Raw genomic sequence first — 24569 nt, forward strand, 5'->3', positions numbered from 1 at the left:
GTTCAGCCCGGATTCAGCTCTTCCGGTGGCCTATCAGCCGCGGCTTCGGCTCCAGCCCGTCCAGACCGTGCCAGGCCAGGTTCACCAGGTGGGCCGCCACCTCCGCCTTCTTCGGCTTGCGCACGTCCAGCCACCACTGGCCGGTCAGCGCCACCATCCCGACCAGCGCCTGCGCGTACAGCGGCGCCAGCTTCGGGTCGAAGCCGCGGCTCTTGAACTCGCGGCCCAGGATGTCCTCCACCTGGGTGGCGATGTCCGAGATCAGCGAGGCGAACGACCCCGTCGACTGCGGGATGGGGGAGTCACGGACCAGGATGCGGAACCCGTCCGTGTACTCCTCGATGTAGTCCAGCAGCGCGAACGCGGCCTGCTCGCACAGCTCACGCGGATGACCGGCCGTCAGCGAACCGGTCACCATGTCCAGCAGCCGCCGCATCTCACGGTCCACCACGACCGCGTACAGCCCCTCCTTGCCGCCGAAGTGCTCGTACACCACCGGCTTGGAGACCCCGGCCTTCGCCGCGATCTCCTCCACCGACGTGCCCTCGAACCCCTTCGCCGCGAACAGGGTGCGGCCGATCTCCAGCAGCTGCTGGCGGCGCTCGGCACCGGTCATCCGGGTGCGGCGCGCACGCCGCGGCTTGTCGTTGCTGGGAGTGCTGGAGTCGGTCGCCACGGCGACCATCATGCCGCCTCGGCAGGTTCCTTCCCGCGCGGGGCGGCGCCATCCGGGGCGACACGCCGTGAATCGATACGCGAGCGTGACGGCCACCGCACGTCGTACGCCCAGCCCAGCTGCTCGAACCAGCGGATCAGCCGCGCCGAGGAGTCCACCTGCCAGCGCTCCACACCGTGACGCGCGGACGTCGGGTCGGCGTGGTGCAGGTTGTGCCAGGACTCACCGCACGACAGCACCGCCAGCCACCACACGTTGCCCGAACGGTCCCGCGACTTGAACGGACGCTTGCCCACCGCGTGGCAGATCGAGTTGATCGACCACGTCACGTGATGCAGCAACGCCACCCGGACGAGTGAACCCCAGAAGAAGCCGGTGAACGCCCCCCACCACGACATGGTCGCCAGACCGCCGATCAGCGCCGGCAGGCCCAGCGACACCGCCGTCCACAGCACGAACTGCCGGGAGATCGCCCGCATGGCCGGGTCCTTGATCAGATCCGGCGCGTACTTGTCCTGCGGCGTCTGCTCCTCGTCGAACATCCACCCGATGTGCGCCCACCACAGGCCCTTGATCAGCGCCGGGATCGTCTCCCCGTACCGCCACGGCGAGTGCGGGTCGCCCTCCGCGTCGGAGAACTTGTGATGCTTGCGGTGGTCGGCCACCCAGCGCACCAGCGGCCCCTCGACCGCCATCGAACCGGCGACGGCCAGCGCGATCTTCAGCGGCCGCTTCGCCTTGAACGAACCGTGCGTGAAGTGACGGTGGAAGCCGATCGTGATGCCGTGGCATCCCAGGAAGTAGAAGAAGACCAGCAGACCGAGGTCCAGCCAGCTCACCCCCCAGCCCCACGCCAGCGGCACGGCCGCCACCAGCGCGAGGAAGGGGACGACGATGAAGAGCAGCAGCGTGATCTGCTCGACGGACCGTTTGCGCTCCCCGCCCAGCGTGGCGGAGGGAGCGGTGTCGTCGGACGGTGACTGGTTCGGGGCTTCGTCGAGCACATCGGAGCGTGAGGTCATGCGTTCCCCTGTGGGGTATGTGGACTTGAGGAAGGTGCCGGGCCGCCGGGACCGCATCGCTTTCCTACGGTTCCGTAACCTACGGCATCGTAAGTATGGCAGTGCGTCGCCCCGCGGCAAGAGCCCGTGGACCAGCGCGTCCGGGTCGACACCTATCCTTGGAAGTCGGTCGGACAGCGCGGTCCGCTCTGATTTCTTCCCGGACGTCCGGCCCGCAAGCGGCTCACGCCGCGCGGGACGCTCGACCGGGTTCCCTCCAGACGAGCTTCAACACTGCAAGGAGCCGCACCTGTGAGCAGTGCCGACGACCAGACCACCACGACGAGCGCCGAACTGCGTGCCGACATCCGCCGACTGGGCGACCTCCTCGGCGAGACCCTGGTACGGCAGGAGGGCCCGGAGCTCCTCGAACTCGTCGAGAAGGTCCGCCGCCTCACCCGCGAGGACGGCGAGGCCGCCGCCGAGCTGCTGCGCGGCACCGAGCTGGAGACCGCCGCCAAGCTGGTACGCGCCTTCTCCACCTACTTCCACCTGGCCAACGTCACCGAACAGGTGCACCGCGGACGCGAACTCGCCGCCCGCCGCGCCGCCGAGGGCGGCCTGCTCTCCCGCACCGCCGACCGGCTCAAGGACGCCGACCCCGACCACCTCCGGGAAACCGTCCGCCACCTCAACGTGCGGCCCGTCTTCACCGCCCACCCCACCGAGGCCGCCCGCCGCTCCGTCCTCAACAAGCTCCGCCGCATCGCCGCCCTGCTCGAGACCCCGGTCCTCGCCTCCGACCGGCGCCGCCTCGACACCCGACTGGCGGAGAACATCGACCTCGTCTGGCAGACGGACGAACTGCGCGTGGTGCGCCCCGAACCCGCCGACGAGGCCCGCAACGCCATCTACTACCTCGACGAGCTGCACGCCGGCGCCGTCGGCGACGTCCTGGAGGACCTCACCGCCGAACTCGAACGCGTGGGCGTCCACCTCCCCGACGACACCCGCCCCCTCACCTTCGGCACCTGGATCGGCGGCGACCGCGACGGCAACCCCAACGTCACCCCCCAGGTCACCTGGGACGTCCTCATCCTCCAGCACGAACACGGCATCAACGACGCCCTGGAGATGATCGACGAGCTGCGCGGCTTCCTCTCCAACTCCATCCGCTACACCGGAGCCACCGAGGAACTCCTCACCTCCCTCCAGGCCGACCTCGAGGCGCTCCCCGAGATCAGCCCCCGCTACAAGCGCCTCAACGCCGAGGAGCCCTACCGGCTCAAGGCCACCTGCATCCGCCAGAAGCTGGAGAACACCAAGCTCCGCCTCGCCAAGGGCACCCCCCACGACCCGGGCCGCGACTACCTCGGTACCAGCGAACTCATCACCGACCTGCGGATCATCCAGGCCTCCCTGCGCGAACACCGCGGCGGACTCTTCGCCGACGGCCGCCTCGCCCGCACCATCCGCACCCTCGCCGCCTTCGGCCTCCAGCTCGCCACCATGGACGTCCGCGAACACGCCGACGCCCACCACCACGCCCTCGGCCAGCTGTTCGACCGGCTCGGTGAGGAATCCTGGCGCTACGCCGACATGCCCCGCGAGTACCGCGCCAAGCTCCTCGCCAAGGAACTGCGCAGCAGAAGGCCGCTGGCCCCCACCCCCGCACCCGTCGACGAGGCCGGCGAGAAGACCCTCGGCGTCTTCCGGACCGTCAAGCGCGCCCTCGAGGTCTTCGGACCCGAGGTCGTCGAGTCGTACATCATCTCCATGTGCCAGGGCGCCGACGACGTCTTCGCCGCCGCCGTCCTCGCCCGCGAAGCGGGCCTGATCGACCTGCACGCCGGCTGGGCCAAGATCGGCATCGTCCCCCTCCTGGAGACCACCGACGAGCTCAAGGCCGCCGACACCATCCTCGAGGACATGCTCGCCGACCCCTCCTACCGGCGCCTCGTCGCCCTGCGCGGCGACGTCCAGGAGGTCATGCTCGGCTACTCCGACTCCTCCAAGTTCGGCGGCATCACCACCAGCCAGTGGGAGATCCACCGCGCCCAGCGCCGCCTGCGCGACGTCGCCCACCGCTACGGCGTCCGCCTCCGCCTCTTCCACGGCCGCGGCGGCACCGTCGGCCGCGGCGGCGGCCCCACCCACGACGCCATCCTCGCCCAGCCCTGGGGCACCCTCGAAGGCGAGATCAAGGTCACCGAACAGGGCGAGGTCATCTCCGACAAGTACCTCATCCCGTCCCTCGCCCGCGAGAACCTCGAACTCTCCGTCGCCGCCACCCTCCAGGCGTCCGCCCTGCACACCGCGCCCCGCCAGTCCGTCGAGGCCCTCGCCCGCTGGGACGCCGCCATGGACGTCGTCTCCGACGCCGCCCACACCGCCTACCGCGAGCTCGTCGAGGACCCCGACCTGCCCACGTACTTCCTCGCCTCCACCCCCGTCGACCAGCTCGCCGAACTCCACCTCGGCTCGCGGCCCTCCCGCCGCCCCGGCTCCGGCGTCTCCCTCGACGGCCTGCGCGCCATCCCCTGGGTGTTCGGCTGGACCCAGTCCCGGCAGATCGTCCCCGGCTGGTTCGGCGTCGGCTCCGGCCTCAAGGCGCTGCGCGAGGCCGGCCTCGACACCGTGCTCGACGAGATGTACGAGCAGTGGCACTTCTTCCGCAACTTCATCTCCAACGTCGAGATGACCCTCGCCAAGACCGACCTGCGGATCGCCCAGCACTACGTCGACACCCTCGTCCCCGACGAGCTCACCCACGTCTTCGACGCCATCAAGGCCGAACACGACCTGACCGTCACCGAGGTGCTGCGCGTCACCGGCGAACAGGAACTGCTGGACGCCGACCCCGTCCTCAAGCAGACCTTCGCCATCCGCGACGCCTACCTGGACCCCATCTCCTACCTCCAGGTGGCCCTGCTCAAGCGCCAGCGCGACGCGGCCGCCGCCGGCGAGCAGCCCGACCCGCTGCTCTCCCGCGCCCTGCTGCTCACCGTCAACGGCGTCGCGGCGGGCCTGCGCAACACCGGCTGACCCACGGACGCACGAAAGGGCGGCGCCCTCCGGCTCGTACGAACCGGAGGGCGCCGCCCCTCGTCATGTCCCGGAAGGTCTACAACGCCACGAACGCCGCCGTCAGCAGCCCCGCGCCCGCCAGCGCCATCACCCACGCCGGCCGCGTCCGCAACAGGCCGCCCGCCACCACCACCGACGCCAGCAGCAGCGCACCCCCCAGCGGCACCCACGCGTACAGCACCCCCGCCGGACCGGAACGCACCGCCTCCGCCCCGCCCGGCTTCAGCACCACCGTGTACGTGCCGCCCTTCTCCACCGCGACCGTGTCGTCCAGCACCACCCGCGCCCGCGGCTGCGACCCCGGCGACAACGGCCGGTACGGCCCCTCGCACGCGTCCTCGGCACACCGGACCACCTCGACCGTGCCGCGCTCACGCCCCTTGGTCAGCATCACGTGCTGCGCCGTCCCCCACGACGCCCACACACCGGCGATCAGGATCAGCACGGCGACCGCGCCCATCGCCGCGAACCGGCCGAAGCGCAACGCGGAGGAACCGCGCGAGACACCGCGCGAGGAACGGACCGCAGAAGGCATGGCCGCGATCCTTGGCCATGACCTTGCGGCTGGTCAACTCCGGTGGGCCGCACCACCGGACAAGTCCACCGAAGTCACCCGCACCACGTCACGAGTTGTAGGCGCTCTGCGCCCGCTCCAGACCCTCCGTCACCAGACACTCCACCGCGTCCGCCGCCCGGTCCACGAAGTAGTCCAGCTCCTTGCGCTCCGCCGACGAGAAGTCCTTCAGCACGAAGTCCGCCACCGGCATCCGCCCCGGCGGCCGCCCGATCCCGAACCGCACCCGGTGATACTCCCGCCCGAACGCCCCCGTCAGCGACTTCAGACCGTTGTGCCCGTTGTCCCCGCCGCCCAGCTTCAGCCGCAGCGTCCCGTAGTCGATGTCCAGCTCGTCGTGGACCGCCACCACCCGCTGCGGCGGCACCTTGTAGAACTCCCGCAGCGCGTTCACCGGCCCGCCCGACAGGTTCATGTACGACATCGGCTTCACCAGCACCACCCGGCGGCTGCCCGGCCCCGCGGGCCCGATCCGGCCCTCCACGACCTGCGCCTGCGCCTTCGCCGCCCGCTTGAACCGGCCGCCCATCCGCTCCGCCAGCAAGTCCGCGACCATGAACCCCACGTTGTGCCGGTTCATCGCATACCCCGGCCCCGGATTGCCCAGCCCGGCGACCAGCCAGGGGCCCGCCGCGTCCTCCGTCACGCCCACGCTTCCTCCCACATACGCGTCGGCCGCCGCCCCGCACGGGAGCAGCGGCCGACGAACGACTGGATCCGAAAGGCTCAGGCCTCGGCGGCCTCTTCGCCCTCCTCGGCGCCCTCGGGCGCCTCCTCGGCCTGCGCGGCCAGGACCTGGAGCACCACGGCGTCGGCCTCGACGGCGAGGGAGACACCGCTCGGCAGCGTGATGTCCTTGGCGAGCACGGAGGCGCCGGCCTCCAGGCCCTCGACGGACACGGTCACGCTCTCCGGGATGTGCGTGGCCTCGGCCTCGACCGGCAGCGCGGACAGGACGTGCTCCAGCAGGTTGCCGCCCGGGGCCAGCTCGCCCTCGGTCTGCACCGGGATCTCGACCTGGACCTTCTCGCCGCGCTTCACCAGCTGAAGGTCGACGTGCTCCAGGAAGCCCTTGACCGGGTCACGCTGGACCGACTTCGGGATGGCCAGCTCGTCGGTCTTGCCGTCGATGTCCAGCGCGATCAGGACGTTCGGCGTACGCAGGGCGAGCAGCAGCTCGTGACCCGGGAAGGTCAGGTGCAGCGGGTCCGAACCGTGCCCGTACAGCACACCCGGAACCTTGTCGGAACGGCGGATACGGCGGGCGGCACCCTTGCCGAACTCGGTGCGCGTCTCGGCGGCGATCTTCACCTCGGACATGATCACTCCTCATAGTCAGAAACGGACGTGGTCACCCGGCCACGAACGGCCTGCTACGAAGAGCGCGTCGATAACGGACCGCCGTACAGCCTTCCGAAGAAGCGGTACGGCCTCCCTCGCCGAGCAACTCCAGCAGTTTACCCGGGCCAGGAGGCCGCACCCAAAACGATCACCGGCAGCCGAACAGATGTCGGACTGCAGAACCCTTACTGCTCGCCGAACAGGCTCGTCACTGCTCGTCGAACAGGCTCGTCACCGAGCCGTCCTCGAACACCTCACGCGCCGCCCGCGCGATCGTCGGCGCGATCGACAACACCGTGATCTTGTCCAGGCTCTCGCTCAGCTCACCCGGCGTCGGCAGCGTGTTCGTGAACACGAACTCGCTCACCTTCGAATTCTTCAGCCGGTCCGCCGCCGGACCCGACAGCACACCGTGCGTCGCCGTCACGATCACGTCCTCCGCACCGTGCGCGAACAACGCGTCCGCCGCCGCGCAGATCGTGCCACCCGTGTCGATCATGTCGTCCACCAGGACACACACGCGGCCCTTGACCTCACCCACGACCTCGTGGACGGTCACCTGGTTCGCCACGTCCTTGTCCCGGCGCTTGTGCACGATCGCCAGCGGCGCGCCCAGCCGGTCGCACCAGCGGTCCGCCACCCGCACACGGCCCGCGTCCGGAGACACCACCGTCAGCTTCGAACGGTCCACCTTCGCACCCACGTAGTCCGCGAGCAGCGGCAGCGCGAAAAGATGATCCACCGGGCCGTCGAAAAAGCCCTGGATCTGATCCGTGTGCAGGTCCACCGTCAGCAGACGGTCCGCACCCGCCGTCTTCATCAGATCCGCGATCAGACGCGCCGAGATCGGCTCACGCCCACGGTGCTTCTTGTCCTGCCGCGCATACCCGTAGAACGGCACGATCACCGTGATCGAACGGGCCGACGCACGCTTCAACGCGTCGATCATGATCAACTGCTCCATGATCCACTTGTTGATCGGCGCCGTGTGGCTCTGGATCAGGAAACAGTCGGCACCACGAGCCGACTCCTGATACCGCACATAGATCTCGCCGTTCGCGAAGTCGAAGGCCTTCGTCGGGACGACCCCGACACCCAACTGCTGGGCGACCTCCTCGGCAAGCTCGGGGTGGGCGCGGCCGGAGAAGAACATCATCTTCTTCTCGCCGGTCGTCTTGATCCCGGTCACAGCACTGTCTCCTCAGAGGTGTCTCAGCTGGTGGGGTGCGCATCCGCACCTAACACGGTACGCCGTCCCGAACGGCACGCTCTCCGGCCCCGAACAGGACGACCTCCCGTCACTCCTCGCCGGCCGGCTCCCGCGACGCCGCCTCCGCGGCCTTCGCGGCAGCACTGCCCGGACGCTTACGAGCCACCCAGCCCTCGATGTTGCGCTGCTGACCACGCGCCACCGCCAGCGAACCCGGCGGCACATCCTTCGTGATCACCGAGCCCGCAGCCGTGTAAGCGCCGTCCCCGACCGTGACAGGAGCCACAAACATGTTGTCCGACCCCGTCCGGCAGTGCGACCCGACCGTCGTGTGATGTTTGTCCTGTCCGTCGTAATTGACGAACACACTCGCCGCACCGATGTTCGAGAACTCGCCGATCGTCGCGTCCCCCACGTACGACAGATGCGGAACCTTCGACCCCTCGCCGATCGACGCGTTCTTCGTCTCCACGAACGTGCCGATCTTGCCCTTGCGCGACAACCGCGTCCCCGGCCGCAGATACGCGAACGGACCCACCGACGCCTCCGGACCCACCTCGGCACCCATCGCCACCGTGTTGTCCACCCGCGCACCCGCACCCACCCGGGTGTCCGTCAGCCGCGTGTTCGGACCCACCTCACAGCCCTCACCCAGATGCGTGGCGCCATGCAGCTGCGTCCCCGGGTACACCACCGCGTCCCGCTCGAACGTCACCGACACGTCCACCCACGTCGACGCCGGATCCACCACCGTCACACCCGACAGCATCGCCGCCGTCAACAGCCGGTCGTTCAGAATCCGCCGCGCCTCGGACAACTGCACACGGTTGTTGATCCCCGCGATCTCCCGGTGATCCCCCGCCACCGACGCACCCACCCGGTGCCCCGCCTCACGCAGAATCCCCAGCACGTCCGTCAGGTACTCCTCACCCTGACTGTTGTCCGTACGCACCTTCTTCAGCGCGTCCGCCAGCAGCGCGCCGTCGAACGCGAACACACCCGAGTTGATCTCCCGGATCGCCCGCACCTCGTCCGACGCGTCCTTGTGCTCCACGATCGCCGTCACCGCACCGGAGCCGTCCCGCACGATCCGGCCGTACCCGGTCGCGTCCGGCACCTCCGCCGTCAGCACCGTCACCGCGTTGCCGTCCGCCACATGCGTCTCCGACAGCCGGCGCAGCGTCTCACCGGTCAGCAGCGGGGTGTCACCGCACACCACCACCACGGTCCCGTCCACGGAACCGCCCAGCTCCTCCAGACCCATCCGCACGGCATGCCCCGTGCCGTTCTGCTCCGCCTGCACGGCGGTCCGCACGTCCGGCGCGACCTCCGCGAGATGCGCGGTCACCTGCTCGCGGGCGTGACCCACGACGACGACGAGGCTGGCCGGGTCCAGTTCACCGGCGGCGGCGAGCACATGACCCACCAGGGAACGACCACAGATCTCGTGCAGGACCTTCGGTGTGGCCGACTTCATACGGGTGCCCTCACCCGCTGCGAGAACGACGACGGCTGCCGGGCGATTGGCGCTCACGGGATGCCCTTCGGCTGTGTTGGAGGTGGGGGGATGGACATCCGCAGGATACCGGGGCGTTTCCGGGGGGACATGAGTGCGGGTCCCGACCGGTTGCCGGTCAGGACCCGAACTGAGGATGTGCTCCCGGGGGAGGACTCGAACCCCCATGATCAGAGCCAAAATCTGACGTCTTGCCCTTAGACGACCCGGGATTACCCTTATGTCCGATTTCGCGCATCGGACGAGGTGGCAGCCCCTACTATGCCGTACCACCAGCCTTCGATGCGACGGTACAGGTCGGCTCCGTTCCTCACGTCCACGCGGAGGCATCCCCGGTACGTGTCACCGGTGTTCTTCCGGTTCGTCGCCGGGTTGTGCCTCTTGAGCGTCGTCTTCAGGAAGCCGGCCCGGTCCACGCCCACATGGTCGGCCCAGAACTGTTCGGCGCCCTGGACGTCGGCGCTCTCGTGGATGTGTACGGCGAACCTGATCTGAGCCGGGTCCACGTCGAGCAGGCGCAGCCAGGCCAGGAAGACCGAGATCATGTCCGGGTCGCTGTTGACGAAGGTGACGCGCTCCTGCGGGTTGTGCGGCTTTCGCTTCGAGCCCTCGGCCCAGTAGAGGCCCACCCCGAGCAGAAACAGTTCGCGGTCCGCCAGTGAGCCGATCTCGCTCGTCGCAGCCGCTCGGGTCCGCTGCCGCTCCTCCTCGCGGAGCCTCAGCTTCGCCTCCCAGCCCCGCCGGGCGATGGCCGCCGCTTCCTCGCGACTGCGTTTCCGCTCCGGCTTCGGCAGATCCCGCACCCACAGCGAGATCGAGCTCTTCGAGCAGCCCAGCTCGACCTGGATCCGGTCATACGTCCAGCCCTGGAGCCGCAGCTCGCGGGCCTTCTCGCGGAGGTCGTCCTTGGCGTTGGGGCGTCGGGTCCAGTCGGGTGCGGGTTCGCCCTGGAGGAGGCGGTTGAGGATGTCGTTGTTGTCCACGTGGAGGCGGTCGCGGATCTGGCGTCGGCTGAGTCCCGCGCGCCGGAGGGCGACGGCCTGTTCGCGGAGGCCTTCGAAGTCGGCGTATTTGCCCGTCGGATGTGCCATGGGCATACCGTCCGGCCGGAATGAAGGGTTCCAGGGTCGAACGGTGCGCGATTCAGCAGTTCGAGGGATGGTGGGGCGTTTCGCGGCGGATCGGTCGGGCGCGGTGGGCCGGTGCCGGGGCGGAAACTCCTCGGAAAAGGGACGGGGAGCGCCTTTAGGCTGGAGGCATGACCACGACGGGGGAAGACCATGTGACGGCCCGGGGCGGGCCGTGGTGGTGGGAGCGGCGGCGCAGTGCCGTGCTCGATGTGGGGCTTGCGGTGGTGTCCGCGCTGGAGTGCGGGGTGGAGGGGGTCCCGTTCGCGTGGGAGGCGGGGATCCCGGTCGCGGTGGGGGTGGTGTTCGGGCTGGCGGCGGGGGCGGTGCTGCTGGTGCGGCGCCGTTGGCCGATCGCGGTGGTGCTGGTGGCGATCGCGGTGACGCCGGCGGCGATGGGTTTTCTGCTGGGGATCGTGGGTCTGTATTCGCTGGCGGCGTCGGATCTGCCGCGGCGGATCATCGGGTCGTTGGCGGGGATGCAGTCGGTCGGTGTGCTGATCGTGATGTTCGTGCGGTTGCGGCAGGACATCGCGCGGGGGGACGTGGAGGTCGGTGACTGGCTGGTGCCGTTCGCGTCGGTGACGATGGCGCTGGGGGTGACGGCTCCGCCGGTGCTGCTGGGTCTGTACGTGGGGGCGCGGCGGCGGCTGATGGAGAGCTTGCGGGAGCGGGCGGACAGTCTGGAGCGGGAGCTTCAGTTGCTCGCGGAGCGGGCGGAGGAGCGCGCGGAGTGGGCGCGGGGTGAGGAGCGGACGCGGATCGCGCGTGAGATGCACGACGTGGTGGCGCACCGGGTGAGTCTGATGGTGGTGCACGCGGCGGCGTTGCAGGCGGTGGCGCGGAAGGATCCGGAGAAGGCGGTGCGGAACGCGGCGCTGGTGGGGGACATGGGCCGGCAGGCGTTGACCGAGTTGCGGGAGATGCTCGGGGTGCTGCGGGCCGGCGGGGACGGGGCGCGGTCGCGGGCGGAGGGTGCGTCGGTGCCGTTGGCGGCGGTGGGGGCGGCGGCCGCCGCTGCCGCGTCGCGGGTGGCGGTGGAGGAGCCGGGGGAGGGGCCGTCGCTCGCGGAGATCGACGAGTTGGTGGGGCAGTCGGCCGCGGCGGGGATGGTGGTGGATCTGTCGGTGGAGGGGGAGTACCGGTCGTACGCGCCGGAGGTGGAGGCGACGGCGTACCGGGTGGTGCAGGAGGCGTTGACGAACGTGCACAAGCATGCGGCGGGTGCGAAGACGTATGTGCGTCTGGCGCACCGGGTGTCGGAGATCGCGATGCAGGTGGAGAACGAGCCGCCGTCGGGGGTGGGTTCGTCGGCGGGGTTGCCGTCGGGGGGCAACGGTCTGGTGGGGATGCGGGAGCGGGTGTCGGCGCTGGGCGGGGTGTTCGTGTCGGGGCCGACGGATGCGGGGGGTTTCCGGGTGTCGGCGGTGATTCCGGCGTCGTAGGGCCGGGGTCGCGGGGCCCGGAGTCGTAGCGGCGGGGGTCGCGGGGCCCGGCGTCCCGGTGTCGGTCCGGGGGTCAGCCGGCGGTGAGGCGTTGGGGCTGGATGCCGGAGATCAGGGTGGCGAGGGCGTGGTCGATGTCGGGGCCGAGGTACCAGTCGCCGGTGTGGTCGAGGGCGTAGGCGCGTCCTTGTGCGTCGATGGCGAGGAGTGCCTGGGTGTCGGTCTCGGCGCCGAGGGGGCAGACCTGGGTGTCGAGGGCGCGGCCGAGGTCGCCGAGGGTGCGGGCGAGGTGGAGGCCGTGGAGGGGGTCGATGTGGATCGCGGTGGGGGCGATCTGGCGGCCGGGTCCGGTGGGCCGGATGTGGAGTCCGCCGAATTCGGCCCAGGCTTCGACGGCGGCGGGGAAGACGGCGTGCCGGTGTCCGGCGGGGGAGGTGTGGTCGCGGAGGGTGTCGGCCCAGATCTCGGCCTGTTTGATGTCCCAGCGGCCGGGCTGCCAGCCGGCGTCGCGGAGCGCGGCGTCGACGGGGACGGCGAAGCGGGTGGTGGAGGTGCGGTCGGTGTGCATCGGCCCTTCGTTCGTCTGGGTCGTGTGGTGGTGCTGTGGTGGTGCGGGGCGGGTCAGCCGTCGGTGGCGGCGGGGTCGACCGTGCGGACGCCGAAGTGGGCGGTGAGGGCGGTGCAGGCGCGGCAGGGGGCGGCGTAGCTGCCGTGGAGGGGGTCGCCGTCCTCGCGGATGCGGCGGGTGGTGAGTTTGGCGTGCTTGAGGGCTTTGCGGGCTTCGCCGTTGGTCATGGGTTTGCGGGCGGCTCTTTTGCTGCGGGCGGCGTCGGCGGTGGCGATGTGCCGGGAGATGAGGATGGTCTCGGCGCAGCGTCCGGTGAAGCGGTCGCGCTGGTCGCTGGTGAGGGTGTCGAGGAAGTCCTGGACGAGGGGGTGCAGCGCGGGGGGTGTGTCGCCGCGGGCGGCGGTGCCGGTGAGGGTGGCGCCGCGGACGGAGAGGGCGGCGGCGATGGTGGGGAGGATGCCGTCGCGGCGGTGCCTCAGGGCGGGTGCGGGGGTGGTGTCGGTGGCGCTCCAGCCGATGCGGGGATCGCCGGAGCGGGGGTCGCCGGCCGGCCCGGTGTGCGTCCCCGTCTGCGTCGCGTTCATGATCGTCATCCCCTCCCGAGCATCCCCCCGGTGGTCACAGAGTGCCAAATCGCGTGGCGGCTGGGGAAGCTGGGGCGGGGCGACACGCCAGGGCAGGGGCAGGGTGTCACGGGTGGGTGACGTCGGGTCACGGAAGCGGAGGGGCTGGTGACCGGTGCCCGGTGACCGGTGGGGGCGTACCGCATAGGCTGTCGGCACTGCGGTCCAGCGGTGTTCCCGTGTGCGGGCGCCGGGGGGCCGTGGTGGTGAAGCAGTCGAGACAGACGTGACAGTCGAATACGGTCCGTGACGGGCCCCGATGGCGGGGCCGGCGGGGCGTACAGAGTGCCGCAGGGGGCAACCGCCATGACGACAGGTCGGCTCGGGCTGGGGGCACCTCCCGGCCGTCAGGCTGGGGGCACTTCCGCGCCGCCGAACGCGGCCTATGCCGGGCAGGTCGTGCACTTCCCGGATCCGGTGCGGGCGGCCCGTCACCCGAGAGGGGTGCGGGTGGACGAGCGTGGCTATCCGGATTTCTCGCCCTACGCGCGTGCGGCGGCGGAGATCGCGGATCCGCCGGAGGGTTTCGGCGTGGACGAGCTGCGGCTGACGGATTTCGTGTCGGCGAACGCGGCGCTGGCGGCGACGGGTCATGAGTTGTGGGACACGGTGCCGTCGGTGGCGACGCCGCACGGCTGGACGTGGCATCACGTGGCGGGTTCGCGGCGTCTTGAGCTGGTGCCGGTCGAGGTGAAGGCGCTGCTGCGGCATCACGGTGGTGTGGCGACGGCCGTGGTGGACCACGCGAAGCGGGGCACGCGGCCGTTGCAGGAGACGCGTCCGGCGCATTTCGGTCTGCCGAAGTCGGGTGTGGCGGTGTCGGAGTCGCAGGTGCTGGGGGTCGAGGAGGATCTCGGGTACCGGCTGCCGGGTGCGTACCGGTCGTTCCTGAAGGCGGCGGGCGGGTGCGCGCCGGTGGGGACGGCGTTGGACGCGGAGCTGGGTCTGCTGGTGGACCAGCCGTTCTTCACGGTGCGGGACGAGGCCGCGGTCAACGACCTGGTGTATGTGAACAAGTGTCTGCGGGACCATCTGACCAAGGACTATCTGTGCGTCTCCTTCGTGCAGGGCGGTCTGCTGGCCGTGAAGGTGCGGGGTGAGCGGCAGGGGTCGGTGTGGTTCTGCGCGTACGACGACGTGCGGGACGTGGATCCTTCGTGGTCGCAGGCGGAGCGTGTGGAGCGGCTGCTGCTGCCGTGCGGTGAGGATTTCGACGCTTTCCTGTCGCGGCTCGCGGGGTCTCCTCCGGAGTTGGAGACGGTGGCGAGTCTGATGGTGGACGGCGGCTTCGCGCGTGCCGTCCCGGTTTCTTCCGCGGGGGAGTGAGTCGTAGCGATGGTGACGTTCGCGCAGGCGCAGGAGCGCGCGGAGGAGTGGGTCAACGGGGACGTGCCCGCGTATCAGCACCGTGAGGTGCGGGTGCGGGAGTTCGGCCTGGGGTTCGTGGTGTGGGCGGAGGACCGTGCGGACGGTCCGCGTTCGGACGGCGGCGGGCAGCGGCTGGTGATCGCCCGGGACAGCGGTGAGGCGACGCTGTGGCCGGCGCTGCCGGTGGGTGAGGTGATCCGCCGGTACGAGGAGGAGTACGGCCGGGGCGAGACGGCCGCGGAGGAGCCGGTGCCGGCTCCGGCGCGGGTGGACCTCAATCAGACGTCGTTCCTGCTGAGTCCGCCGGAGTGGCTTCAGGAGGCCGCGGACCGGCTGGGGATCCCGGACCGGCGCGGGGAGACGTCGGGGGGTGCGGCGGGGGCGGCCTCGGCCGCGGGGTCTGGTGCGGGTGCCGGGTCGGCGTCGGGTGCGAGTGCAGGCGCGGGTTCCGCGCCGGGGCAGGCGGGCGCGCCGGTTTCCGCTTCCGCTTCCGACGGTGGCGGGTCGGCGTGGCCGGCGGCCGGCGGCGGGGCGGACGAGGGCACGCCGTGGGCCGGTACGGACACCACGGCGGACGGCGGCGAGGACCGCTCGGTGCCGCTGCCGCAGACGGTGTACGCGCCGCAGGTGAGGGAGCCGGAGGAGGACGGCTCGGCGACTCCCGAGGCGAGGACGACGCTGATGTCGGGCGGCAGCCAGCTGCCGCCGACGGCGGTCGCGCCGGCGGTCCCGACGGGGTCCTCCGCGACGCCTCCGCCTCCGACCCAGGCGGGGTCCTCCGCGACGCCTCCGCCTCCGACCCAGGCGGGGCCCTCCGCGACGCCGCCGCCTCCGACCCAGGCCGGTGTTCCCGGCACCCCGGCTCCGGGTGTCCCCGTGCCTCCGCCGCCGCCTCCGGGCGGTGCGCAGGACGCCGGTGACATCGCGGACGCCGCGACCAGCAAGGCGACTCCGCCGCCGAGGCGGGGCCAGGGTCCGACGCCCCCGCCGCCTCCGGGCGCCCCGGGGACGCCGGGCGCGCGTCCGGGCGGCACGCCCGTGCCCGCGCAGGGCGGGGCGAGCGGCTATGTGCCGACGCAGCTGGTGTCGTCGCTGGGCCCGGAGGGCCCGTCCGGCGCACAGACACCGCCTCCGTCCGGCCCGCCGACGCCGCCTCCCCCCGGTCCGCCGGGCACGCCCGGCACGCCGCCGGGCGGGGTGCACCACGCGGCGACGATGCTCGCCGACCCCAACAGCTCGGGCGCGGGTACGCCGATGCCGCCGGGTCCGCCCGGCGCGCCCGGCGCGCCCGGTGCTCCTGGTACGCCGGGTGCGCCGCAGCCGCCCGGTCCGCCCGGCGCTCCCGGCCGGCCCGGCGCGCCCGGCGCCCCGGGTGCCCACGGCGCGCCCCAGCCTCCGGGCCCGCCCGGTGCGCCCGGTCAGCCCGGCGCCCCGGGTATGCCGGGTGCTCCCGGTGCCCCTGGTGCACCCCAGCCGCCCGGCGCCCCCGGCAGCCCGGGTGCCGGCGCCCCGCCGGTGCACCACGCCGAGACCGTGCTGGCCGCACCCCCGGTCGGCGGCCCCGGCGCGCCCCCGCCGCCGGCACCGCCCGGTGTCCCCGGCTCGCCCGGTGTCCCCGGCGCGCCCGGTGTCCCCGGGGCTCCTCCCGGAGCGATGCCGCCCGGCGCCATGCCGCCCGGTGCCATGCCGCCCGGCACGCCCCCGCCCGGTGTCCCGGTGCCGGGGCAGCCGCCGGCGTACGGCTATCCGCAGCAGCCGCCCGGTCAGCCGACCGTCGGTCCCGGCTACCAGGCCGTGCTGCGCTACCGCGCCCAGGACGGCTCCGAGCAGCAGCTGATCCGGCGTTCGGCGCCGGGCACCCCGCACCCGGAGTGGCAGATCTTCCACGAGCTGCGTGCGATGAACGTGCCGCCGAACCAGGTGCTGGAGCTGCACACGGAGCTGGAGTCGTGCGAGCTGCCGGGCGCGTACTGCGCGCGGATGATCCGCGAGCAGTGGCCGCAGGCGCGCATCACGTCGATCGCGCCGTACGGCACGGATCACGCGAGCCGGCAGCAGGGCATGCAGCAGCTTCTCGCCCACCAGGGTGAGCTGCACCAGGTGGCGGACGGGCCTGCCCGTCCGGCGCCGGTGCGGGCGCCGATCCCGCCGGTGCAGCCGGCCCCGCCGCTTCCGCCGGAGGCGATCGGGCAGGAGCTGGCGGCCGCGTTCGGGCCGGGCGTGTTCCGGTTCGAGCAGGCGGCGGTGTCCCGGCAGGGTGTGCCGCCGGTCGTGGCGCACACGCTGGTGACGGCGGGTCTGCCGATGGACATGGGGCCGTTCTTCTGGGCGCAGGCGCAGCCGGGCCGCCCGGTGCCGACGCTGGCGGAGCTGGCCGCGGAGCGGGGTGTGCAGCCGGCGCCGGACGCGGGCTCGTACCTGGTGATGGGCAGTGACTTCGGCAAGGCGATCTGTGTGCAGTACGGCACGGCGAACATCGTGGCCGTGCCGGTGGAGGCCGGTCCTGGCGGTTCGGCGGTGCCGCCGCAGTTCGTGAACACCGGGCTGCCGGAGTTCGCGCGCTGCCTGGCGCTGCTGGGCCGGATGTGGCGGCTGCGGTTCGGGCTGAACCAGGAGCAGGCGGGCCGCTGGACGGTCGACTTCCAGGCGCAGCTGGCCGCGCTGGACCCGGCGGCGCTGGGGTCGCCGGAGACGTGGTGGTCGGTGCTGCTGGAACAGATGTGGGACGGGCTGTTGTGAGCCGCCGCCGCTGAAGGTGTGACCCGTGGGCCGGGCCCGGTCGTCGATGCGACGACCGGGCCCGGCTTTCGTCTGTCCGCCCCGCCGAGCGGAGTGTCGCGTTATGAACACTTCCTTGTCATCGATCAAGATGTGCGCGATTCATCCCTTTTTGTGCTCGGTCGTCGTGCTGGGCTTCGTGTCCGTCGGTGGAAGGGGTTCCAGGATGAGCAGCAGCGCATCGGTGTCGTCACGGGGGTTCGAGATCGTCCGCCGGGGGCGCGGGTACCGCCCGTTGCAGGTGATCGCGTACGTCGAGGCGCTGTCGGACGACCGGGACGCCGCCTGGGAACGCGCGGCGCGGCTCACCGTGCTGGCGCGGGAGATGGAGGAGGAGCTGGAGCGGCTGCGGGTGCGGGTGGCGGGTCTGCCCGAGCAGACGTACGAGTCGCTCGGTGACGGGCCCCGGCGGCTGTTCCTGCTGGCGCTGGAGGAGGCCACGGCCGTACGGGAGTCGGCGCGGCAGCACGCGCAGGACCTGGTGGACCTGGCGCGGGACGACGCCGCCGAGGTGGAGGAGGCGGCGCGGGCGTACGGGGCCGCGCTGCGCGCCGTGGCCGAGGAGTACGCGCGTGAGCGGCTGGCGGCGGCGCGTGAGAAGGCGGACGAGATCCGTATCGAGGCGCGGCTGGACGTGAAGGAGCGGCGCACCGAGGCGCTGGCGGAGATGCGGCGGGTGCGGGAGCGCACCTCGGAGCTGCTCGCCGAGGAGGCCAGGGCGCAGGCGGAGCGGCTGGACGAGGCCGCGCGTGAGGAGGCGGAGCGGGCGGCGGAGCTGGACGCCCGGCAGGCGGAGGCGGAGGCGCGGGCCGAGACGATGCTGGCCGAGGCGCGGCAGGCGTTCGCCGACGCGGAGGAGGCGGCCCGGCGGTGCGCGGACGAGGCGCGGGAACGCGCGGCCGAGGTGCTGGCGGAGGCGCACGCGCGCGTGGAGGGCATCGAGCGGGAGACGGGGCGGGTGCTGCGGGAGCACGCCGACCGGCGGGAGGACGTGCAGACGCAGATGGACCATGTCTGCGCGAGCCTGAGCGCGCTGACCGGCCGCGCGGTGGAGTGACGCACCCGCACGGCCGGTCGGGGCCTCGCGCCGGTCAGGGCCTCCTGCGGGTCGCGCCGGCCAGGATCCAGCCCTCCACCGCCTCGTACTGGCGGCGCTGTTCCTCCGCCCGGGCGCGGCCGGAGGCGACGGTGCCGAGCCAGCCGCAGGCGAAGCCGAGGGGGATGGACAGCAGGCCGGTGGTGGTGAAGGGGAACCAGGTGAAGTCGGCGTCGGGGAAGGCGGCGACGGGCGAGCCGGAGACCAGGTTGGTGCCCGGCATGAGCAGCAGCACGGAGACGGTGCCGCCGATGAGGGTGGCGAGCAGGCCGGTGCGGGTGTAGCGGCGCCAGAAGAGGCTGTAGACGAGGGCCGGCGCGATGGCCGAGGCGCCGAGGCAGAAGGACAGTGTGATCAGCGGGTGCAGGCTGCGGTGCTGCACCAGGGTGGCGAGCAGGATCGCGGGGACGCCGACGGCCGCGGCGGACAGGCGGGCCAGCAGCATCTCGCGGCGCGGCGTCATCTCCCGGGCCCGGGCGGCGAACACGTCGTGCGCGAGGGAGTTGGCGCAGGCGAGGATCATGCCGGCGACCGAGGCGAGGACGGTCAGGAAGATCGCCGTGGTGACGGTGGTGAACAGGACGGTCTCCGCGGTGGACACCTCCGCGCCGAACACGGCCCGGGTGCCCAGCAGATAGGCGGTGTTGCCGCGCGGGTCGGCGCCGGCGACGACGGCCCGTCCGAGCAGCGCGGTGGCGCCGAACCCGACGACCGTGAGGACCAGCACGAACAGCGCCACGCCGGACACCGCCCAGGACATGGAGCGGCGTACCTGCCGGGCGCTGTCCGCGGTGTACATGCGCATGGTGATGTGGGGGAGGCAGGCGCCGCCGAGGACCACCGTGAGATGTGAGCTGATCATGTCGATGCCGGGGGCGGCGCTGTCGGTGAACTGGAGTCCGGAGGTGAGGAAGGCGTCGCCGGTGCCGCTGTTCGCGGCGGCCGCGTCGAAGAGGGCGCCCGGGTTCCAGTCGAAGCGGTGCAGCATGAGCGCGGCGACCACCAGGCCGGAGCCGAGCAGCAGCACGATCTTCAGGATCTGGATGAGGGCGGTGCCCTTCATGCCGCCGATCGCCGCGTAGCTGATCATCAGCGCGCCCACGCCGACGATGCATCCGGTCTGCATCGACTCGCCGGAGAAGCCCAGGATGAACCCCATCAGCTGGCCGGTGCCGGCGAGTTGGACCAGCATCAGCGGCAGCAGCGAGGCGAGGGTGACGACGCTGGCGGTGATCCGCACCGTGCGGCCGCCCGGCATGCGGCGGGTCAGCGCGTCGCCCATGGTGAACCGGCCCGCGTTGCGCAGGGGTTCGGCCAGCAGGAACATCAGCAGCATCAGGGACAGGGCGGTGCTCAGGGCGAGCACGACACCGTCGTGTCCGAACAGGGCGATGACGCCGCTGGTGCCCAGCACGGTCGCCGCGGAGATGTAGTCGCCGGCGATGGCGAGGCCGTTGCGCAGGGGGGAGAGGGAGCCGTAGCCGGTGTAGAACTCGTCGAGGTCGTCCCGGTCGGGGCCGGTCAGCACGCACAGCAGCAGGGTGATCGTGGCGACGGCGGTGAAGCCGACCAGGGACATGGTCTGGGCGGTGTCGCCGAACCGCGCCGTCACCGGGCCGCCTCCCGCCGCGCGTCGACCACGGCCTGACGGCGGATCAGCGCGGCCAGGGGGTCCACGCGGCGGCGCGCGGTCACTTCGTACAGGGCGACGGCGAGCCAGGTGACGGGCACCTGGCCCACGGCGAGCAGCAGGCCGGTGGGGACGCCGCCGGCGGAGGTGCCGGTCATGAAGGACGGCGCGTACGCGGACAGCGTGAGGAAGAGGACGAAGTAGCCGAGCGCGGTGAGGGTGGCGGTGCGGCGCTGCCACCGGTAGGCGCGGCGCAGCCGGCGCAGGTCGCTGTGGTGGCCCAGCGGGGCGTGCCGGGGCGTCCGGTGCGGTGGGGGCGCCGGCGGGGCGGGCGGCTGCCAGGGGTAGGTGGGGTGGGCGGGGGAGGCGGGGAACGGGACGCCCGCGCGGGACTGCGTGTACGGGGCATCGGCGTACGGGTGCGGGGGGTGGTGCGGGTCGCGGGGGTGGGGGGAGGGGGCGGCGGGCATCCCGTGCTCCTTGCGTGGCTCGGGTCCGTGCGGGGACCGCAGGGAGGGGGGTGGCGGAGCGGAGCCCGCACGTTACTCGCGCGTAGAGCGGAGCGCGACGGTTTGGCGCAACTGGCGTGCCGGGGAGCGCTCTCACCGGTGGTACATGCCCTGAGCTGGGGTGTTACCCGGATTAACTCCGACTTTTGCGGTGTCCGCGGGACATCGCGCGGTCCGCCGGAGGGCGGCCGGCTTGACCCTGACGCGGCGGCAGGGTGGACGCTGGGCGGCGCCGGACGGGGCGCGGTCCGGCGGTGCGGGCGGGAGGAGGCCGGGAGGGCCGAAGGGAGGAGCGACCCCGAGACGGTCTCCGCCTCGCGGGGGAGAGCCCCTAGGGGCATCTCCGTACCGCGGCTCGGGGAGGGTTCGTCCCGCCGGAGGACGATGCGGGCCCGCCCTCGTCCTTAACCTGGCTTTACGCCGCTGGGGGGTGGCGGAGCACACCATCGGGGGTGGGGTTTTCCACAGCAGAAGACTGCGCTGAACATCAGCGACCCGGACCCCCTTCCCCCGCCAGACTGAGACACGTCCCGGACACCACGCACCGGGCGGCCGCCGCACACGGGCGTCCGTCGGGGGCACCGCATTCTCTTGACGACCGACATAGGAGACTTACCGTGACATCGGCTGTGACCATTCCCAGGCACGGGGGTACTGGAGGGACTACGGCCGTTGCCGCGCGAGCGCGGCAGGTCGTGAAGGCGTACGGGGCCGGGGAGACCCGTGTCGTCGCCCTCGACCACGTCGACGTGGACATCGCCCGCGGCCAGTTCACCGCGATCATGGGGCCCTCGGGGTCCGGCAAGTCCACGCTGATGCACTGCCTCGCCGGGCTCGACACCGTGACGAGCGGTCAGATCTACCTGGACGACACCGAGATCACCGGGCTGAAGGACAAGAAGCTCACGCGGCTGCGCCGCGACCGGATCGGCTTCATCTTCCAGGCGTTCAACCTGCTGCCGACGCTCAACGCGATCGAGAACATCACGCTGCCCATGGACATCGCCGGCCGCAAGCCCGACAAGGCGTGGCTGGACCGGGTGGTGGAGACCGTCGGGCTCGCCGAGCGGCTGAAGCACCGGCCCACGCAGCTCTCCGGCGGCCAGCAGCAGCGGGTCGCCGTGGCACGGGCGCTGGCCGCCCGGCCGGAGATCATCTTCGGTGACGAGCCGACCGGCAACCTCGACTCCCGCGCCGGCGCCGAGGTGCTCGGCTTCCTGCGCCGCTCGGTCGACGAGCTGGGCCAGACCATCGTCATGGTCACCCACGACCCGGTGGCCGCTTCCTACGCGGACCGGGTGCTGTACCTCGCGGACGGCCGCATCGTCGACGAGATGTACCAGCCGACGGCCGAGCAGGTCCTGGACCGCATGAAGGACTTCGACGCCCGGGGGCGTACGTCATGACCGTTCTGAAGACCTCGATGCGCAACTTCTTCGCGCACAAGGGGCGGATGGCGCTGTCCGCGGTGGCGGTGCTGCTGTCGGTGGCGTTCGTGTGCGGCACGCTGGTGTTCACGGACACCATGAACACGACGTTCGACAAGCTGTTCGCGGCCACCTCCTCGGACGTCACCGTCAGCGACAAGGACGCCTCCGACAGCGGTGAGACGACGTCCGGCAACGGCAAGCCGCCGGTGATACCGGCCTCCGTGCTCGACGAGGTGCGCAGGGCGGAGGGCGTGAAGTCCGCCGAGGGCACCGTGTTCTCCACCTCGGTGACCGTCGTCGACGCCGACAAGGACAGCCTCTCGCCGACCAGCGGCGGCCCGACCATCGTCGGCAGCTGGAACTCCAACGACGCCCGCACCATGGAGATCACCTCCGGTGCCGCGCCCGAGGGCGGCGACCAGATCATGGTCGACGGCGACACCGCCGACAAGCACGGCCTGAAGCTCGGTGACGAGATCGGCGTCATCAGCGCCGTCGGCACGCACACGGCGAAGATCTCCGGCATCGCGGACTTCACCGTCACCAACCCCGGCGCCGCGATCTTCTACATGGACACCGCGACCGCCCAGCGGACCCTGGTCGGCGAGAGCAACGTCTTCACCAACGTCAACGTCACCGCCGCGCCCGGCGTCAGCCACGACCAGCTGAAGAAGAACGTCGTGGCCGAACTCGGCGCCGGCTACAAGGTGCTGACCGCCGAGGAGACCGCGGAGGCCAACCAGGAGAGCCTCGGCGACTTCATGGGCGTCATGAAGTACGCCATGCTCGGCTTCGCCGGGATCGCCTTCCTCGTCGGCATCTTCCTGATCATCAACACCTTCTCCATGCTGGTCGCCCAGCGCACCCGGGAGATCGGCCTGATGCGGGCCATCGGCTCGTCCCGCAAGCAGGTCAACCGCTCGGTGCTGGTCGAGGCGCTGCTGCTCGGCGTGCTCGGTTCGGTCCTCGGTGTCGGCGCGGGCGTCGGGCTCGCGGTCGGGCTGATGGAGCTCATGGGCCAGATGGGCATGGAGCTGTCCACCGACGACCTCACGGTCGCCTGGACGACGCCCGTGGTCGGCCTGGTCCTGGGCGTCGTCGTCACGGTGCTCGCCGCCTACCTGCCGGCCCGGCGCGCCGGGAAGATCTCCCCGATGGCCGCGCTGCGGGACGCCGGCACCCCGGCGGACGCCAAGGCCGGATGGATCCGGGCCGTGGCCGGTCTTGTCCTCACCGGCGCCGGCGGCTTCGCCCTCTACCTGGCCGGGACCGCCGACAAGGCCGCCGACGGCTCCCTGTGGCTCGGCCTGGGCGTGGTGCTGTCCCTGATCGGCTTCGTCGTCGTCGGCCCGGTGCTGGCGGGCGGCATGGTCCGGGTCCTCGGCGCGATCCTGCTGCGGGCGTTCGGCCCCGTGGGCCGCATGGCCGAGCGCAACGCCCTGCGCAACCCGCGCCGCACCGGCGCGACGGGCGCCGCGCTGATGATCGGCCTCGCGCTGGTGGCGTGCCTGTCGGTCGTGGGGTCCTCCATGGTCGCCTCGGCCACCGAGGAACTCGACAAGGCGGTCGGCACGGACTTCATCGTCCAGAGCGACCGGGGCGAGCTGATCACCCCGCAGGCCGTCGAGGCCGTGAAGGCGGCGCCGGGGATCGACCGGGTCACCGAGTACAAGTGGACCGAGGCGGACTTCACCACGCCCGACGGCAGGACCGCGAAGGACACCGCGATCACCGCGGCCGACCCGACGTACGCGACCGACCTGCGCGTCGAGACCGTCTCCGGGAACCTCGCCGACGCCTACAAGCCCGGCTCGATGTCCGTGCACGAGGACTTCGCCAAGGACCACGACGTCCGCATCGGCTCGAAGATCGAGGTCGCCTTCACGGACGGCACCACCGGCTCCCTGACGGTGCGGGCCATCACCAGCAGCGAAGGCGTGATCGACGCCGGCGCGATGTACACGTCCATCGACACCCTCGCCAGGTACGTCCCGGCCGACAAGATGCCGCTCGACCAGCTGCTGTTCGCCTCGGCGCAGGACGGGCAGAAGGACACCGCCTACAAGGCGCTGAAGGACGCCCTGGGCGAGTTCCCGCAGTACGAGGTGCGCGACCAGACCGACTACAAGGAGGCCCTGAAGGACCAGATCGGCCAGCTGCTGAACATGATCTACGGCCTGCTGGCCCTGGCGATCATCGTGGCGATCCTGGGCGTGGTGAACACCCTGGCCCTGTCGGTCGTCGAGCGCACCCGGGAGATCGGCCTGATGCGGGCCATCGGCCTCTCGCGCCGGCAGCTGCGCCGCATGATCCGCATGGAGTCGGTCGTCATCGCCCTCTTCGGCGCCCTGCTGGGCCTCGGACTGGGCATCGGCTGGGGCGCCACCGCGCAGCAGCTCCTGGCGCTGGAGGGCCTGAAGGTCCTCGACATCCCGTGGCCGACGATCACCGGGGTGTTCATCGGCTCGGCCTTCGTGGGCCTGTTCGCGGCCCTGGTCCCGGCCTTCCGCGCCGGCCGCATGAACGTCCTGAACGCCATCGCCACCGACTGACCACCGCACACGGGGGTTGCGGGGGAACACGGGCGCCG

General features: G+C 71.8%; 19 protein-coding genes and 1 tRNA gene. 7 read left to right on the forward strand and 13 right to left on the reverse strand.

The genetic code is table 11. The features are described from left to right. Positions 1-13: 13 nt before the first annotated feature. Both ACFOSY_RS24920 and ACFOSY_RS24925 read right to left on the reverse strand, forming a co-directional pair. Positions 14-688 (reverse strand): TetR/AcrR family transcriptional regulator, encoded by a 675-nt coding sequence (locus tag ACFOSY_RS24920; RefSeq protein ID WP_026243476.1) that lies wholly within the window; start codon positions 686-688, stop codon positions 14-16. Then, positions 685-1698, reverse strand: a complete 1014-nt coding sequence (locus ACFOSY_RS24925) for an acyl-CoA desaturase (RefSeq protein ID WP_394310717.1) — start codon at positions 1696-1698, stop codon at positions 685-687. The genes ACFOSY_RS24920 and ACFOSY_RS24925 overlap by 4 nt, the downstream gene beginning before the upstream one ends. 291 nt (positions 1699-1989) lie before the next feature. Here ACFOSY_RS24925 and ppc point away from each other — a divergent pair, with 291 nt between their 5' ends. Next, positions 1990-4722: a phosphoenolpyruvate carboxylase gene (ppc, locus tag ACFOSY_RS24930; RefSeq protein WP_394310718.1), complete on the forward strand. Its 2733-nt coding sequence runs from the start codon at positions 1990-1992 to the stop codon at positions 4720-4722. A gap of 79 nt (positions 4723-4801) precedes the next feature. Here ppc and ACFOSY_RS24935 read toward each other — a convergent pair whose 3' ends face one another. From ACFOSY_RS24935 to ACFOSY_RS24965, 7 genes are all read right to left on the reverse strand, one after another. Next, positions 4802-5299, reverse strand: coding sequence for a hypothetical protein (locus tag ACFOSY_RS24935; RefSeq protein ID WP_394310719.1), 498 nt, complete (start codon positions 5297-5299; stop codon positions 4802-4804). 88 nt (positions 5300-5387) lie between these two features. Next, on the reverse strand, positions 5388-5990 hold the full coding sequence (gene pth, locus ACFOSY_RS24940; RefSeq protein WP_394310721.1) for an aminoacyl-tRNA hydrolase: 603 nt from the start codon (positions 5988-5990) through the stop codon (positions 5388-5390). Between the two features lie 74 nt (positions 5991-6064). Beyond that, positions 6065-6658 carry a 50S ribosomal protein L25/general stress protein Ctc gene (locus tag ACFOSY_RS24945; protein WP_394310724.1) on the reverse strand — a complete coding sequence of 198 codons (594 nt, stop codon included), beginning with the start codon at positions 6656-6658 and terminating at the stop codon, positions 6065-6067. A gap of 229 nt (positions 6659-6887) precedes the next feature. After that, positions 6888-7868, reverse strand: coding sequence for a ribose-phosphate diphosphokinase (locus ACFOSY_RS24950; protein WP_006135794.1), 981 nt, complete (start codon positions 7866-7868; stop codon positions 6888-6890). A 109-nt stretch (positions 7869-7977) separates the two neighbouring features. Next, on the reverse strand, positions 7978-9423 hold the full coding sequence (gene glmU, locus ACFOSY_RS24955; RefSeq protein ID WP_394310727.1) for a bifunctional UDP-N-acetylglucosamine diphosphorylase/glucosamine-1-phosphate N-acetyltransferase GlmU: 1446 nt from the start codon (positions 9421-9423) through the stop codon (positions 7978-7980). A 123-nt stretch (positions 9424-9546) separates the two neighbouring features. Next, a tRNA-Gln gene (locus ACFOSY_RS24960) sits at positions 9547-9617 on the reverse strand. Between the two features lie 6 nt (positions 9618-9623). Beyond that, entirely contained in the window at positions 9624-10496 is an 873-nt protein-coding gene (locus tag ACFOSY_RS24965) for a hypothetical protein (protein ID WP_394310729.1), read from the reverse strand. Positions 10497-10663: 167 nt separating this feature from the next. Between ACFOSY_RS24965 and ACFOSY_RS24970 the strand changes: the two genes are divergently transcribed. After that, positions 10664-11977, forward strand: a complete 1314-nt coding sequence (locus ACFOSY_RS24970; protein WP_394310732.1) for a sensor histidine kinase — start codon at positions 10664-10666, stop codon at positions 11975-11977. A 73-nt stretch (positions 11978-12050) separates the two neighbouring features. Here the strand turns inward: ACFOSY_RS24970 and ACFOSY_RS24975 are convergent, their stop codons facing one another. Further along, positions 12051-12545 carry an SUKH-3 domain-containing protein gene (locus ACFOSY_RS24975; protein WP_369156325.1) on the reverse strand — a complete coding sequence of 165 codons (495 nt, stop codon included), beginning with the start codon at positions 12543-12545 and terminating at the stop codon, positions 12051-12053. 53 nt (positions 12546-12598) lie between these two features. Then, a complete protein-coding gene (locus tag ACFOSY_RS24980) occupies positions 12599-13129 on the reverse strand; it encodes a YwqJ-related putative deaminase (protein ID WP_394310735.1) in 531 nt (176 codons plus the stop codon). A gap of 345 nt (positions 13130-13474) precedes the next feature. Between ACFOSY_RS24980 and ACFOSY_RS24985 the strand changes: the two genes are divergently transcribed. The 3 genes from ACFOSY_RS24985 (at position 13475) to ACFOSY_RS24995 (ending at position 18371) form a co-directional block, all read left to right on the forward strand. After that, on the forward strand, positions 13475-14494 hold the full coding sequence (locus ACFOSY_RS24985) for an SMI1/KNR4 family protein (RefSeq protein ID WP_394310737.1): 1020 nt from the start codon (positions 13475-13477) through the stop codon (positions 14492-14494). A gap of 9 nt (positions 14495-14503) precedes the next feature. Then, on the forward strand, positions 14504-17275 hold the full coding sequence (locus ACFOSY_RS24990; RefSeq protein WP_394310739.1) for an SUKH-4 family immunity protein: 2772 nt from the start codon (positions 14504-14506) through the stop codon (positions 17273-17275). Between the two features lie 205 nt (positions 17276-17480). Continuing rightward, positions 17481-18371, forward strand: a complete 891-nt coding sequence (locus ACFOSY_RS24995; protein ID WP_394310741.1) for a cellulose-binding protein — start codon at positions 17481-17483, stop codon at positions 18369-18371. 34 nt (positions 18372-18405) lie between these two features. Here ACFOSY_RS24995 and ACFOSY_RS25000 read toward each other — a convergent pair whose 3' ends face one another. Together ACFOSY_RS25000 and ACFOSY_RS25005 are read right to left on the reverse strand one after the other, a co-directional pair. Continuing rightward, a complete protein-coding gene (locus ACFOSY_RS25000) occupies positions 18406-19989 on the reverse strand; it encodes a sodium/solute symporter (RefSeq protein ID WP_394310908.1) in 1584 nt (527 codons plus the stop codon). A gap of 29 nt (positions 19990-20018) precedes the next feature. Next, entirely contained in the window at positions 20019-20510 is a 492-nt protein-coding gene (locus tag ACFOSY_RS25005; protein ID WP_394310742.1) for a DUF485 domain-containing protein, read from the reverse strand. A 656-nt stretch (positions 20511-21166) separates the two neighbouring features. Here ACFOSY_RS25005 and ACFOSY_RS25010 point away from each other — a divergent pair. Next, positions 21167-21955 (forward strand): ABC transporter ATP-binding protein, encoded by a 789-nt coding sequence (locus tag ACFOSY_RS25010; RefSeq protein WP_225654945.1) that lies wholly within the window; start codon positions 21167-21169, stop codon positions 21953-21955. Further along, positions 21952-24531: an ABC transporter permease gene (locus tag ACFOSY_RS25015; RefSeq protein ID WP_394310745.1), complete on the forward strand. Its 2580-nt coding sequence runs from the start codon at positions 21952-21954 to the stop codon at positions 24529-24531. The genes ACFOSY_RS25010 and ACFOSY_RS25015 overlap by 4 nt, the downstream gene beginning before the upstream one ends. Positions 24532-24569: the final 38 nt, after the last annotated feature.

Source organism: Streptomyces lusitanus, from assembly GCF_042647945.1.
Classification (GTDB): domain Bacteria; phylum Actinomycetota; class Actinomycetes; order Streptomycetales; family Streptomycetaceae; genus Streptomyces; species Streptomyces pseudogriseolus.

Bases quoted from the DNA above. Each gene is read 5' to 3' on its own strand.
- ACFOSY_RS24920 (WP_026243476.1), bottom strand. From the start codon at position 688: ATGATGGTCGCCGTGGCGACCGACTCCAGCACTCCCAGCAACGACAAG.
- ACFOSY_RS24925 (WP_394310717.1), bottom strand. From the start codon at position 1,698: ATGACCTCACGCTCCGATGTGCTCGACGAAGCCCCGAACCAGTCACCG.
- ACFOSY_RS24935 (WP_394310719.1), bottom strand. From the start codon at position 5,299: ATGCCTTCTGCGGTCCGTTCCTCGCGCGGTGTCTCGCGCGGTTCCTCC.
- ACFOSY_RS24945 (WP_394310724.1), bottom strand. From the start codon at position 6,658: ATGTCCGAGGTGAAGATCGCCGCCGAGACGCGCACCGAGTTCGGCAAG.
- ACFOSY_RS24965 (WP_394310729.1), bottom strand. From the start codon at position 10,496: ATGGCACATCCGACGGGCAAATACGCCGACTTCGAAGGCCTCCGCGAA.
- ACFOSY_RS24970 (WP_394310732.1), top strand. From the start codon at position 10,664: ATGACCACGACGGGGGAAGACCATGTGACGGCCCGGGGCGGGCCGTGG.
- ACFOSY_RS24975 (WP_369156325.1), bottom strand. From the start codon at position 12,545: ATGCACACCGACCGCACCTCCACCACCCGCTTCGCCGTCCCCGTCGAC.
- ACFOSY_RS24980 (WP_394310735.1), bottom strand. From the start codon at position 13,129: ATGAACGCGACGCAGACGGGGACGCACACCGGGCCGGCCGGCGACCCC.
- ACFOSY_RS24985 (WP_394310737.1), top strand. From the start codon at position 13,475: ATGACGACAGGTCGGCTCGGGCTGGGGGCACCTCCCGGCCGTCAGGCT.
- ACFOSY_RS24990 (WP_394310739.1), top strand. From the start codon at position 14,504: ATGGTGACGTTCGCGCAGGCGCAGGAGCGCGCGGAGGAGTGGGTCAAC.
- ACFOSY_RS24995 (WP_394310741.1), top strand. From the start codon at position 17,481: ATGAGCAGCAGCGCATCGGTGTCGTCACGGGGGTTCGAGATCGTCCGC.
- ACFOSY_RS25000 (WP_394310908.1), bottom strand. From the start codon at position 19,989: ATGTCCCTGGTCGGCTTCACCGCCGTCGCCACGATCACCCTGCTGCTG.
- ACFOSY_RS25005 (WP_394310742.1), bottom strand. From the start codon at position 20,510: ATGCCCGCCGCCCCCTCCCCCCACCCCCGCGACCCGCACCACCCCCCG.
- ACFOSY_RS25015 (WP_394310745.1), top strand. From the start codon at position 21,952: ATGACCGTTCTGAAGACCTCGATGCGCAACTTCTTCGCGCACAAGGGG.